This is a genomic window from Pseudomonas sp. TE3644 (assembly GCF_056278815.1).
On record NZ_JBWBQF010000001.1, the window covers coordinates 6,394,619 to 6,407,783 of the forward strand.

At 59.9% G+C, this 13,165-nt stretch carries 12 protein-coding genes; 1 reads left to right on the forward strand and 11 read right to left on the reverse strand.

Annotation, left to right across the window (positions count from 1 at the left end):
• Positions 1-65: 65 nt before the first annotated feature.
• Both ACZ9GA_RS28415 and ACZ9GA_RS28420 read right to left on the reverse strand, forming a co-directional pair.
• Positions 66-1,307, reverse strand: a complete 1,242-nt coding sequence (locus ACZ9GA_RS28415) for an N-acetylmuramoyl-L-alanine amidase (protein ID WP_457359071.1) — start codon at positions 1,305-1,307, stop codon at positions 66-68.
• A gap of 296 nt (positions 1,308-1,603) precedes the next feature.
• The gene (locus ACZ9GA_RS28420) at positions 1,604-2,131 is read right to left on the reverse strand and encodes a DUF3617 domain-containing protein (protein ID WP_457359069.1); all 528 of its coding nucleotides are present in this window, start codon (positions 2,129-2,131) and stop codon (positions 1,604-1,606) included.
• 149 nt (positions 2,132-2,280) lie between these two features.
• Between ACZ9GA_RS28420 and cls the strand changes: the two genes are divergently transcribed.
• Positions 2,281-3,720, forward strand: a complete 1,440-nt coding sequence (gene cls, locus ACZ9GA_RS28425) for a cardiolipin synthase (protein ID WP_457359067.1) — start codon at positions 2,281-2,283, stop codon at positions 3,718-3,720.
• 19 nt (positions 3,721-3,739) lie between these two features.
• Here cls and cfaB read toward each other — a convergent pair whose 3' ends face one another.
• The 9 genes from cfaB to atpG form a co-directional block, all read right to left on the reverse strand.
• Positions 3,740-4,924 (reverse strand): C17 cyclopropane fatty acid synthase CfaB, encoded by a 1,185-nt coding sequence (gene cfaB, locus ACZ9GA_RS28430; RefSeq protein WP_457359065.1) that lies wholly within the window; start codon positions 4,922-4,924, stop codon positions 3,740-3,742.
• A gap of 333 nt (positions 4,925-5,257) precedes the next feature.
• Positions 5,258-5,623 carry a type II toxin-antitoxin system RelE/ParE family toxin gene (locus ACZ9GA_RS28435; RefSeq protein ID WP_457359063.1) on the reverse strand — a complete coding sequence of 122 codons (366 nt, stop codon included), beginning with the start codon at positions 5,621-5,623 and terminating at the stop codon, positions 5,258-5,260.
• A 13-nt stretch (positions 5,624-5,636) separates the two neighbouring features.
• On the reverse strand, positions 5,637-5,888 hold the full coding sequence (locus ACZ9GA_RS28440) for a type II toxin-antitoxin system Phd/YefM family antitoxin (protein ID WP_457359061.1): 252 nt from the start codon (positions 5,886-5,888) through the stop codon (positions 5,637-5,639).
• 204 nt (positions 5,889-6,092) lie between these two features.
• Positions 6,093-7,928, reverse strand: coding sequence for a glutamine--fructose-6-phosphate transaminase (isomerizing) (gene glmS / locus ACZ9GA_RS28445; protein WP_457359060.1), 1,836 nt, complete (start codon positions 7,926-7,928; stop codon positions 6,093-6,095).
• A gap of 11 nt (positions 7,929-7,939) precedes the next feature.
• On the reverse strand, positions 7,940-8,707 hold the full coding sequence (locus ACZ9GA_RS28450; RefSeq protein ID WP_457359058.1) for a DeoR/GlpR family DNA-binding transcription regulator: 768 nt from the start codon (positions 8,705-8,707) through the stop codon (positions 7,940-7,942).
• A gap of 239 nt (positions 8,708-8,946) precedes the next feature.
• Positions 8,947-10,314 (reverse strand): bifunctional UDP-N-acetylglucosamine diphosphorylase/glucosamine-1-phosphate N-acetyltransferase GlmU, encoded by a 1,368-nt coding sequence (gene glmU, locus ACZ9GA_RS28455; protein ID WP_457359056.1) that lies wholly within the window; start codon positions 10,312-10,314, stop codon positions 8,947-8,949.
• Positions 10,315-10,426: 112 nt separating this feature from the next.
• Positions 10,427-10,852, reverse strand: a complete 426-nt coding sequence (locus tag ACZ9GA_RS28460; protein ID WP_027980915.1) for a F0F1 ATP synthase subunit epsilon — start codon at positions 10,850-10,852, stop codon at positions 10,427-10,429.
• A gap of 44 nt (positions 10,853-10,896) precedes the next feature.
• Positions 10,897-12,273 (reverse strand): F0F1 ATP synthase subunit beta, encoded by a 1,377-nt coding sequence (gene atpD / locus ACZ9GA_RS28465; protein ID WP_027980916.1) that lies wholly within the window; start codon positions 12,271-12,273, stop codon positions 10,897-10,899.
• A 27-nt stretch (positions 12,274-12,300) separates the two neighbouring features.
• A complete protein-coding gene (atpG, locus tag ACZ9GA_RS28470; protein ID WP_027980917.1) occupies positions 12,301-13,161 on the reverse strand; it encodes a F0F1 ATP synthase subunit gamma in 861 nt (286 codons plus the stop codon).
• Positions 13,162-13,165: the final 4 nt, after the last annotated feature.

A 13,165-nucleotide genomic window follows, 5' to 3' on the forward strand; every position in this document is an offset into this window, starting at 1 on the left:
AACTGCCAGGCTATCCTGCAATGTTATATTATTACATTACAGGATAGCCAATACCGATTGTCCTCTCAGGCGGTTTGCTGCGCCTTTTGCTCTTGCGCCCAAGCCACGAACGACCCGCTGGGCGGGTGTTTTTCAAAGTAGGTATTGATACCCGCAAACAAGCGATCGGCCACGGCCTGTTGATGACGTGCGGTCACCAGGCGCTGTGCATCGCTGGCATTGGAGATGAAGCCGGTCTCCACCAGGATCGACGGCACATCAGGCGATTTGAGCACGGCAAAGCCGGCCTGCTCCACGCGCTTCTGGTGCAGCGTGGTGATGTCGGCGAGGCTGCCCAGCACCGTGTGCCCCAACTCCAGGCTGGAGGCGATGGTGGCGTTCATCGACATGTCGATGATCACGTTGGCCAGCATCGGGTCCTTGTCCTTGAGGTTGAGCAGGCTGGCGGCGCCAATCAGGTCGGCACCGTTTTCACGGTCGGCCATCATCCGCGCAGTGGCCGAAGTAGCGCCGTTTTCCGACAGGGCAAAAACCGAGGCACCCGAAGCTGTCAGGCGTGGCGCTGCGTCGGCGTGTACAGAGATGAACATGTCGGCATTGCGCTGGCGGGCAAAGTCGACGCGCTTGCGCAGGGGTACATAGAAGTCGTCGTTGCGCACCAGGTGCACGGTGTAGCCTTTTTCGCGTTTCAAGCGGCGGGCAAGCAGTTGTGCGATGGACAACACCACGTCCTTCTCGCGCTCGCCCTTACCGCCGATGGCGCCGGGGTCTTTGCCACCATGACCCGGGTCGACCACCACCACGATGTCACGCTTGGGGTGAAAGTTGCTGGCGGCGACCGGCTTTTCGGCTTCCTGCTCCACCGGCTCGGGCGCGCGCGCTGCCACCGCGGGCGCAGCGGCAGCAACGCCAGGCTGCATCAGGTCCAGCACCAAGCGATGGCCCTGCCCCGACTGAGGGCCGAGCAAGAATGCGGAGGCCTGCATCGGCGCCTTGAGGTCGAAGACGATACGGGTATCACCATGGCCGAACGGGCCGGAGCGAATGGCCCGCACGCTGGTGCCTGCAAGATTCAAATGGGAGAGGTCGCCACTCAGTTGCGCGCCAGCCACGTCGACGATCAGGCGATCGGGCGCCTGCAACGTGAAGGTCTTGAATTGCACCGGGCCGCTCAGGTCAAACACCACTCGCAGCTTGTCGCTGCTGCGCCACAATCGCGCGTCGCGCACCAGCGCCGCCGAGGCGCCCAGTGGCAATGCCAGCGTCGTGCTGGCCAGGATGAAGGTGAGCAGTTGGCGTCTATGCATGGCGGGTCCGGCGAGGCTTCATCAAAGGAGGTTACAGTTTTCGCATCGTTATAATATAACATGCGGAAAATCGCCCAAGATGAAATAGCACAGGCAGAGAGTCCGCATGGTGGCGACTCTAAACCGGGCGTGCGGTCCGGATTATGAAATTTTCTACATCTGAGTGTTCCACGTGGAACCCCGCCGTATTCCCTGTAGCCGCTGCCGCCAGGCTGCGCTGGCCCTTCTATACACGGCAGATCTCCAGCGAGGCATAGAGCCAGCGCAGCCTGGCGGCAGCGGCTACAGATTCCGGGTTACGGACGGGGGCGCACGGTGCCGCAGTCGTTGCCTAGCCACACCGCGCGGGTTTCCATGCTGCCCTTCTGCTGGGTGCCGGTAGCATTGAAGGTACCGCTGACCTTGGTCAGGAATTCACGCTGGCTAAGGAAGGTCGCCTGCCCAGTGCCCTGCGCCTTGGGGCAGTTGAAGCGGAAGTCCCATACGTTGCCGTGGCGCGCAGTGATCTGCTGTTTGCAGCCCGATTGAGGATCCTGCAAAGGGATGTCATCGGACTGCACCTGGGCCTGGGTCAGGCAGCTGCGGATGCCCTTGCCACCTACGCTGATCCCCTGTTTGGCCATCGCTTGCTCGACCATCGCCTTCTGTTCGGGCGCCAGCATCTGCATCTGCCCCAACATCACATTCAGGTCAGGCAAGGCATTGCCATCGACCTGCATGTTGCTGGTGGTCAATTCCCACAAACCCGGTTGGAGCATCTGCGCCTGCACGAGGGGCGCCGACAGACACAGGGCCAAAGCCACAGCCGGCAAACGAATCTTCATGGATAACTCCTGGGGTGGTGGTCCAGTCTTGGCTGGATGATGTTACTTGGATGCCAAATAGCCGATTGCGTTGCATGCTGAATTATTTCGAGACAACCCGCTGCCAACGTGGTCTGTTAGACACTACGCATTCGGGAGCAACGCTGCGCATGGATTATCACAGCCCCTGGTTTTTTGGCTACCTGTTTGGATTGATTCACCTGCTGGGTGTCATCGCAGCCATCCATGCGGTGTTTACCGTGCGCACCGCACAAGGCTCGATTGCCTGGGCACTGTCATTGGTATTCGTGCCCTACCTTACCTTGATCCCCTACCTGGTGTTTGGTCGCAGTACCTTCGATGCGTACATCGAAGCCCGCCGTCAGGCCAACCGCGAAATGCACAAGGCAATTGCCGAGCTGGATTGGCGCCCTTGGGTGGAAGAAGCTCTCACCGCGCGCAACTCCAGCTCTTACGCTTCACTGCGGGCCATGCCCAAGCTGGGACGCATGCCCTGCCTGGCCAACAATCAGGTCAGCTTGCTGGTCGATGGCAAGGCAACTTTCGAGGCCATCTTCGCCGCCATTCGGGGAGCACGCGAGGTGGTCCTGGTGCAGTTCTTCATCATCCATGACGACCAGATCGGCAAAGAGCTGCAAAGCCTGCTGCTGGAGAAAGCAGCCGAGGGCGTGAACATCTATGTGCTCTACGACAGCGTCGGCAGCCACGCCCTGCCCCACCAATACGGTGAAGTGCTGCGCCAGGGCGGCGTGAAGATACGCGCTTTCGCCACCCGCAGCGGCTGGCTCAATCGCTTTCAGGTCAACTTTCGCAACCACCGCAAAATCGTCGTGGTCGACGGCCTCGTCGGGTTTGTCGGCGGGCATAACGTCGGCGACGAATACCTGGGCGGCAACCCGAAGCTTTCCCCGTGGCGCGATACTCACGTCCGCGTCGGCGGGCCTGTCGTGGCCTGCCTGCAGGAGTCGTTTGCCGAGGACTGGTTCTGGGCCTCACGTAAATTGCCGCCGCTGATACTGCCGGATGCCTATGAGGAAGATGGCGTGCTGTGTCAGGTATTGGCCAGCGGCCCGGCCGACCCACAGGAAACCTGCTCGCTGTTTTTCGTCGAGGCCATTCATGCGGCCACCGAGCGGGTGTGGATAACCACGCCCTATTACATCCCTGACGAAGCCGTGTTCGCTGCGTTGCGCCTGGCGGTACTGCGAGGGGTGGACGTGCGTATCCTGTTGCCATCGCGCCCGGATCACAAAGTGGTCTACGCCGCCTCAAGCCTGTTTGCTTTTGAAGCGGTGCGCGCCGGCGTGAGGATGTTCCGTTACGGTCCGGGCTTTTTGCATCAGAAGGTGGTGCTGGTGGACAACGAAATCAGCGCCATCGGCAGCGCCAACATGGACAACCGCTCGTTCCGGCTCAACTTCGAAATCATGCTGCTGACAGTCGACAGCGTATTCGCCGGCCAAGTGCAGGACATGCTTGAGGCCGACTTTGCGCTATCCCGGGAAATTACCGTGGAAGACAGCCGACACACGCACCAGCTGCAGAAGTTGGGCATGCGCATCGCCAGGCTGATTTCACCCATCCTGTAGATGCGCATCGCTACGCCGCTTAGCGGTACAAATCCTCACGCGTCCAGGGCAGGCCGTGGGTACCGTCGGAGTAAGCTTTGACGGCGAGGATCTGGTGGATGTTGATCCAGCCGTGTGCGAACGCATAGGAACAGCCCGCCAGGTACAACCGCCAAATGCGCAGGGCCTGTTCCGGCACCATGGCAGCAGCTTTCTCAAGCTTGCCCTCCAGACGCTTGCTCCAGTGATCCAGAGTCTTGGCGTAATGCAGCCGCAGGCTTTCCACATCCACCACTTCGAAGCCCGCCTCACTGATACGCGCAGACATCATCGCCATGTGCGGCAGCTCACCGTGTGGGAAAACATACCGCTCGATAAAGTCCCCTGCCCCGCGTCCCACAGGACGGCCGTCAGTATGCTTGGCGGTAATCCCATGGTTCATCACCAAACCGCCTTCGCGTACGGCGCCGAACAGGCGCTCGCAGTACACCTGCAAGTTGGCGTGGCCGACGTGTTCGAACATGCCCACGCTGACCACCTTGTCGAAGCGGCCGTCCTGAGGCAGGTCGCGATAGTCCAGCAGCTGCAATTCAACCAGGTGATCGAGGCCTTCGGCTTTCACCCGTTTGCGCGCCAGCTTGAGTTGCTCCTTGCTCAGGGTGATACCGAACACCCTGGCGCCGTACTCGCGCGCCGCATAGCGCGCCAACCCGCCCCAGCCACAGCCCACGTCGAGCAGATAGTCACCGGCCTTCAAGCGCAGCTTGCGGCACAGATGCTCGAACTTGGCATGCTGGGCTTGCTCCAGCGTCTCGGTGCCGGTCTGGAAATACGCACAGGAATAGGCCATGTCCTTGTCCAGCCACAGCTGGTAGAACTCATTGGACAGATCGTAGTGGTAAGAAATGGCCGCCGCGTCAGTGTCCTTGTCATGGACCGTGCGGATAGGCTGGTCGCTTTCATCGTCATCGAGCAACGCCTGGCTCAGCTCGTCACATACTCGAATCACCTCACCGATCGAACCTTCCATCTCCAGCTTGCCTTCGACGAAGGCGGTGCCCAGCAGATCCAGCGTAGGGTGAGTGAACTGCGTCACCAGCTGTGGATCCTTCACCACGATCGTGACACTGGGCTCGGGGCCCAGGTTGAACTCATGACCATCCCAGAGTCTCAGGCGTAGCGGTAGCTGAAGTTTCTGTAAGGCCGGTGGCAATTGCGCGAGCATGTTTAACCCCCCTAAGTCAGGCTTCTCTGAGATTCAGGGTAGTCCAGAATTTGGCACTGCAAGGGGAGCCGCGACTATCGTCTTAGACCATGGTGCGGATTTTTGTGGGTTTTCTTCCGTTACACATTGTTTCGAAGCGCACCTTTTAGCCAGCGCAAAGTCGAGGTGACCCACCTTTCGCAACGGTCTTTAACGGCGAATTGCGGGCATGACCGTTCTCAACGGGTGAACCGTTGGGCTTCGCCAAAAGGGTCCGAGGTATGGATACGAAAACGTGCTATCGATGGACAGCGCAGCCATCGACAAACGATGGCTGCCACGCGAATCCCTGAATCAATTATCCGGTCTGATAAGGCAGTAACGGATAAGTGCGTCTTTCACGTCCTGCTTGCATTTGAGCATCAACAGAACATGAACCTGGGCGAGTTGCTCGTCAATCTCGTAAAAGATGCGAAAGCCATCGATCAGGAGTCGCCGATAGTGCGTTACGCCAATTTCACTGGCTTCAGGGGAGACGGGGGCGGCGGCGGGAAAAAACGCCAGATTTGCATGCACCTTGTCTACAACCGCAAGGACTGCGCTGTAGGCGGAGTCGATGGAATGATGCAGGGTACCGGCCAAGTATTCGATCTGATCAGCAATACTTTCTTCGGCCGAGTTGGCCAGGATTACGGTGTAACGGGGTGCAGTGTTGGACATAGTGTCTCCTCAGTTATTCATGTTGGTTAAATCTCCTGGCCAGACGGGTTTTCAGTTCGTCAACGGAGCAACTCTTGCCTTCGCGAATCTCGCGCGATCCCAGGGCGAGCAGCTTCACCAAAGCGATTGCCTGTTCTCGACGCTCACGCTCTTCGTAAGTCTCGATTACATAGGCAGGCTTTCCGTTCTGAGTGACGACCATCGGCCCATCCAGATTCAGGTCTGCAGCGTGCTTCTTTAAATAGCTAATCGTTTCAACTCTCATGAGGCGAACCTCTCCTGAAAGGGGGCTATTGAGCCCCTGTGTCCCTTCATGGGACGTTCAATAAAAATCATCAGCTTGGCTGACTGGACCTATTATAGTCTTTTTTTAGACCATGTCAATATAAGGACCATAGTTAATTTGTTACGTCAACAAAAAAGCCCCTGATTTTTCAATCAAGGGCTCGGTTTTGCAGCAGTCCAGCCGTTACTCCACAGTCACCGACTTCGCCAAATTCCGCGGCTGATCCACATCAGTCCCCTTCAGCACCGCCACGTAATACGAAAGCAACTGCAACGGAATGGTGTACAAGATCGGCGCCAGCGCATCAACGATGTGCGGCATGGCAATCACATGCGTCCCCGGCCCATCCCGGAACTCCGCCTGCGCGTCCGCAAACACGATCAGCTCACCACCCCGGGCACGCACCTCCTGCAGGTTGGATTTCAGCTTTTCCAGCAGTTCGTTGTTCGGCGCCACGGTGACGATCGGCATGTCCTTGTCCACCAGCGCCAGCGGGCCGTGCTTGAGCTCACCGGCTGGGTAGGCTTCGGCGTGGATGTAAGAGATTTCCTTGAGCTTCAAGGCCCCTTCCATCGCTACCGGGAATTGCGCGCCACGGCCCAGGAACAGGGTGTGGTGCTTCTCGGCGAACAGTTGAGCGACCTTTTCCACGGTGCCATCCATCGCCAGGGCTTCGCCCAGGCGGGTTGGCAGGCGGCGCAGTTCTTCGACCAGTTCAGCTTCGACGCCGGCTTCCAGAGTGCCACGCACTTGGCCCAGGGACAGGGTCAGCAGCATCAGGCCAACCAGCTGGGTGGTGAAGGCCTTGGTCGAGGCCACGCCGATTTCCGGGCCGGCCTGGGTCAGCAGGGTCAGATCCGACTCACGTACCAAAGAGCTGATGCCTACGTTGCAGATCGCCAGGCTGCCGAGGAAACCCAGTTCCTTGGCGTTGCGCAGGGCGGCCAGGGTGTCGGCGGTTTCGCCCGACTGGGAGATCGAGACGAACAGGGTGTCCGGCTGTACCACCACGCGGCGGTAGCGGAATTCGCTGGCCACTTCTACCTGGCAAGGGATGCCGGCCAGGCCTTCGAGCCAGTAACGGGCGACCATGCCGGCGTGGTAGCTGGTACCACAGGCGACGATCTGTACGTTACGCACTTTGGCGAACAGTTCGGCGGCCTGTGGGCCGAAGGCCTGCACCAGTACCTGCTCCTGACCCAGACGGCCTTCCAGGGTGCGCTGCACCACTTTTGGCTGCTCGTGGATTTCCTTGAGCATGAAGTGACGGAATTCGCCCTTGTCAGCGGCTTCGGCGCCTTCGTGGTATTGCACGGTTTCACGCTGTACCAACTGGCCGGCGTTGTCCCAGATGCGCACGGTCTCGCGCGTGATCTCGGCGATGTCGCCCTCTTCCAGGTACATGAAGCGGTCGGTCACCTGGCGCAGGGCCAGCTGGTCGGACGCCAGGAAGTTTTCGCCCAGGCCCAGGCCGATCACCAGCGGGCTACCGCTGCGGGCGGCTACCAGGCGGTCAGGCTGCTTGAGGCTGATCGCGGCCAGGCCGTAGGCACCATGCAGTTCCTTGACGGTGGCTTTGAGGGCGTCAGTCAGGTCCGGGACGGTCTTGAGGGTGTGGTGCAGCAAGTGAGCGATGACTTCGGTGTCGGTGTCGGAGGTGAAGGCGTAGCCCAGGCCCTTCAGGCGATTGCGCAGCACTTCGTGGTTTTCGATGATGCCGTTGTGCACCACTGCCACGTCTTCGGACGAGAAATGCGGGTGCGCGTTAGGCTCGGTCGGCGCGCCGTGGGTGGCCCAACGGGTGTGGGCGATGCCCAACTGGCCGGCCAGCGGGTCGGCGGCCAGGGCTGCTTCCAGCTCGCTGACCTTGCCCACGCGACGGCGGCGCTGCAGCGAACCGGTGTTGGTGTACAGCGCCACGCCGGCACTGTCGTAGCCACGGTACTCAAGGCGCTTCAGGCCTTCGAGCAGGATAGCGGTGATATTACGCTCGGCGATGGCGCCAACGATTCCACACATGGGTTGTTCTCCTAGCTTGCGGCGGCGCAGATGAGGTTGATACCGCGGGCCTGAATCTGGTCGCGTGCCTCTTGAGACAGGCGATCATCGGTAATAAGGGTGTGGACACTGCTCCAGGGCAGTTCCAGGTTGGGGATTTTGCGACCGACCTTGTCGGATTCGACCATCACGATCACTTCGCGGGCGACCTCGGCCATTACCCGGCTCAGGCCGAGCAGTTCATTGAAGGTGGTGGTGCCACGCGTCAGGTCGATGCCATCGGCGCCAATGAACAGTTGGTCGAAGTCGTAGGAGCGCAGTACCTGCTCGGCGACCTGGCCTTGGAAGGATTCGGAATGTGGGTCCCAGGTGCCACCGGTCATCAACAGCACCGGCTCATGTTCCAATTCGCTGAGGGCGTTGGCCACGTGCAACGAGTTGGTCATGACCACCAGGCCAGGCTGATGGCCGAGTTCCGGGATCATGGCGGCAGTGGTGCTGCCGCTGTCGATGATGATGCGGGCGTGCTCGCGGATCTTGTCCACAGCAGCACGGGCAATGGCCTGCTTGTGGATAGAAACATTTTGCGCCTGCTCGGCGATCAGCTCCTGAGGCACCGGGATCGCACCGCCGTAGCGACGCAACAGCAACCCGTTGCTCTCCAGGGCAGCCAGATCCTTACGAATGGTGACTTCGGAAGTTTCGAAGCGACGTGCCAGCGCGTCGACGCTCACCTCGCCCTGTTCAGTGAGCAGGGCAAGAATGTTGTGACGGCGCTGGGGCGTGTTGCGTTTCGACATGGCGGCTTTTAAGTTTCGATTCGAAAGATAACGGAAGCAATCAAAACCTATCGGCGGGTTTTCGTCAAGTGAACTGTGGTTCAGGTGACGGCAGGTGGTTTCATCAAGTTATCCACAAACACGTAGCCGCTGCCGCAAGGCTGCGCTGGCCCTGGGCCTCACTGGAGATTTTCAGTGCGGAGGGGGGCCAGCGCAGCCTGGCGGCAGCGGCTACGAGGTGCGGCGTGGGTGTGGATAACTCAGGGCTTCTTGATTTTTTCGGGGCGCTTCCAGCCGTCGATGTTGCGTTGGCGGGCGCGACCTACGGCCAGTTGGCCTGCGGGTACTTCCTGAGTGATGGTGGAACCTGCGGCAGTCGTGGCACCTGCCTGGATATCCACAGGCGCGACCAACGAGTTATTGGAACCGATGAACACATCCTCACCCATCACCGTGCGCCACTTGTTGGCGCCGTCATAGTTGCAGGTGATGGTGCCGGCACCAATGTTGGTACGCGCCCCGATGTCGGCGTCGCCCAGGTAGGTCAGGTGGCCGGCCTTGGCGCCTTCGTGCATGTGGGTATTTTTCAGCTCCACAAAGTTACCCACATGGGCGCGAGCGTCCATCACGGTGCCCGGGCGCAGGCGCGCGAACGGGCCGGCGTCGCTGCCCTCACCCATCACCGCACCATCGAGGTGGGTGTTGGCCTTGAGGATGGCACCTTTGCGCAGGGTGCTGTCCTTGATATAGCAGTTGGGGCCGATCACCACGTCGTCCTCGATCACTACCTTGCCCTCAAGGATGACGTTGACGTCGATCAGCACATCCCGGCCGACGGTGACTTCGCCACGCACGTCGAAGCGGGCCGGGTCGCGCAGGGTCACGCCCTGGGCCATCAGGCGGCGGCCTTCGCGCAGCTGGTAGTGACGCTCCAGCTCGGACAGCTGGCGGCGGTCGTTGGCGCCCTGCACTTCCATGGCGTCATGGGGTTGCTCGGTGGCCACCACCAGGCCGTCGCCGACGGCCATGGCAATTACGTCGGTGAGATAGTACTCGCCCTGGGCGTTGTTGTTGGACAGGCGGCCCAGCCACTCGGCCAGGCGCTTGCCGGGCACCGCGAGGATGCCGGTGTTGCCTTCCTTGATGGCGCGCTGGGCGTCGCTGGCGTCTTTATGTTCGACGATGGCGCTGACCTGCCCCGCTGCGTCACGCACGATACGGCCGTAGCCGGTCGGGTCGGCCAGGTTTACCGTCAACAGGCCGAGTTGATCCGGCGTGACCAGGGCCAGCAGGCGCTGCAGTGTTTCCACTTCAATCAGCGGCACGTCACCGTACAGGATCAGCACGGTGTCGGCTGTCAGTGCAGGCACGGCCTGGGCCACGGCATGGCCGGTGCCCAGTTGCTTGTCCTGCAGTACAAAATTCAGGTCCGCGGCGGCCAGGCGTTCGCGCACCAGCTCCGCGCCGTGGCCGATGACCACGTGGATGCCTTGGGGCGATAGTTGCCGGGCGCTGTGGATAACATGGCCGAGCATGGAATTGCCCGCGACCGGGTGCAGCACCTTGGGGATGGCCGAGCGCATGCGGGTGCCTTGGCCAGCGGCAAGAATGACGATATCGAGAGACATTGAGTGGCTACCAATCCGGGCTGGTCGGCGAATGCGACCAGAAGATAAAAAGCACAAAAAGAAAAAGGGTAGCCGAGGCTACCCTTTTACTCAATCGCACAGAGGTTACGGCTTACTTGCCGAACTTCTTGCGAATCTGCTGAACGGTGCGCAGCTGAGCTGCGGCCTCGGCCAGACGTGCGGCAGCAGCGCCGTAGTCGAAGTCCGCGCCTTGCTCGTTCAGGGCCTTCTCAGCAGCCTTGACGGCTTCCTGAGCGGAGGCTTCGTCCAGGTCGGCAGCACGTTGCACGGTGTCGGCCAGGACCTTCACCATGTTCGGCTGAACCTCGAGGAAACCACCGGAGATGTAATACACCTCCTCTTCCCCACCCTGCTTGATCAAGCGGATCGGACCTGGCTTCAGATTGGTGAGCAACGGTGCGTGGCCCAGGGTTACGCCCAGGTCACCCAGTTCACCGTGTGCAATCACCATCTCGACCAGACCGGAGAAGATTTCCCCTTCCGCGCTGACGATATCGCAATGGACTGTCATAGCCATCTGCTTGCCTCAACCTGATTAGCGCCCGTTGCCGGGCGCCGGGATTACAGTTTCTTGGCTTTCTCGATCGCTTCTTCGATGCCGCCGACCATGTAGAACGCTTGTTCTGGCAGGTGGTCGTAGTCACCGTTGAGGATGCCTTTGAAGCCAGCAATGGTGTCTTTCAGGGAAACGTATTTACCCGAGGCACCGGTGAAGACTTCAGCCACGAAGAACGGCTGCGACAGGAAGCGCTGAATCTTACGAGCGCGGGTAACGAGTTGCTTGTCGGATTCCGACAGCTCGTCCATACCCAGGATCGCGATGATGTCTTTCAGCTCTTTGTAACGCTGCAGCACGTACTGAACGCCACGAGCGGTGTCGTAGTGTTCCTGGCCAATGACCAGTGGGTCCAGCTGGCGCGAAGTCGAGTCCAGTGGATCGACCGCTGGGTAGATACCCAGGGAAGCGATGTCACGGGACAGTACGACGGTGGCGTCCAAGTGGGCGAACGTGGTGGCTGGCGACGGGTCAGTCAGGTCGTCCGCAGGTACGTATACGGCTTGTACCGAGGTGATCGAACCGGACTTGGTCGAAGTGATGCGCTCTTGCAGAGTGCCCATCTCTTCAGCCAGGGTCGGCTGGTAACCTACGGCCGATGGCATACGACCCAGCAGTGCCGAAACTTCGGTACCGGCCAGGGTGTAACGGTAGATGTTGTCGACGAACAGCAGAACGTCGTTACCTTCGTCACGGAACTTCTCGGCCATGGTCAGGCCGGTCAGCGCAACGCGCAGACGGTTGCCTGGCGGCTCGTTCATTTGACCGTAGACCAGGGCTACCTTGTCCAGAACGTTGGAGTCCTTCATCTCGTGATAGAAGTCGTTACCTTCACGAGTACGCTCACCCACACCGGCGAACACGGAGTAACCGCTGTGTTCCATCGCGATGTTACGGATCAGTTCCATCATGTTTACGGTTTTGCCTACACCGGCACCACCGAACAGACCAACTTTACCGCCTTTGGCGAACGGGCAAACCAAGTCGATAACCTTGATGCCGGTTTCCAGCAGATCGTTGCCGCCAGCTTGCTCGGCGAACGAAGGAGCTGGCTGGTGGATACCACGACGCTCTTCTTCACCGATAGGACCGGCTTCGTCGATTGGGTTGCCCAGAACGTCCATGATACGGCCCAGGGTCGCTTTACCGACTGGTACCGAGATAGGCGCCTTGGTGTCAACCACGTCCAGGCCACGTTTCAGGCCTTCGGTGGAACCCATTGCGATGGTACGAACCACGCCGTCGCCCAGCTGCTGCTGAACTTCCAGAGTGGTAGGCGCGCCTTGAACATTCAGCGCGCTGTAGATGCTCGGTACGCTGTCACGTGGGAATTCCACGTCGATGACGGCGCCGATGATTTGAACGATACGTCCGCTACTCATAGCAGGATCCTCTGAATATTTGAACCGTTAAACCGCGGCAGCGCCGCCGACGATTTCCGAGATCTCTTGGGTGATCGCAGCCTGACGCGCCTTGTTGTAGACCAGCTGCAATTCGCTGATCAGGTCGCCGGCGTTGTCGGTGGCGTTTTTCATCGCGATCATCCGCGCAGCTTGTTCAGCCGCGTTGTTCTCAACCACCGCCTGGTAGACCTGCGACTCCACGTAGCGAACCATCAAGCCGTCCAGCAGCTCTTTGGCGTCGGGTTCGTAGAGGTAGTCCCAGTGGTGCTTGAGCTCTTGATCCGGGGTTGCGACCAACGGAATCAACTGCTCGACCGTTGGCTTTTGCGTCATGGTATTGACGAACTTGTTGGACACCACGGACAGGCGATCGATACGGCCATCCAGGTAGGCATCCAGCATCACCTTGACGCTGCCGATCAGATCATTGATCGATGGCTCTTCGCCCAGGTGGCTGATCGCTGCAACGACGTTGCCGCCGAAGCTGCGGAAGAACGCCGCACCCTTGCTGCCAACCACGCACAGGTCGATTTCGACGTTGCGCTCGCGGTTAGCCGCCATGTCCTTGACCAAGGCCTTGAACAGGTTGGTATTCAAGCCGCCGCACAGACCACGGTCACTGCTCACAACGACATAACCGACGCGCTTTACTTCGCGATCGATCATGAACGGGTGGCGGTATTCCGGGTTGGCGTTGGCCAGATGCCCAATCACCTGGCGGATATGCTCCGCATAAGGACGGCTGGCTGCCATGCGCATTTGAGCCTTGCGCATTTTGCTGACCGCCACTTTTTCCATGGCGCTGGTAATTTTTTGCGTGCTTTTGATGCTCGCAATCTTACTGCGAATCTCTTTTGCGCCTGCCATGTAA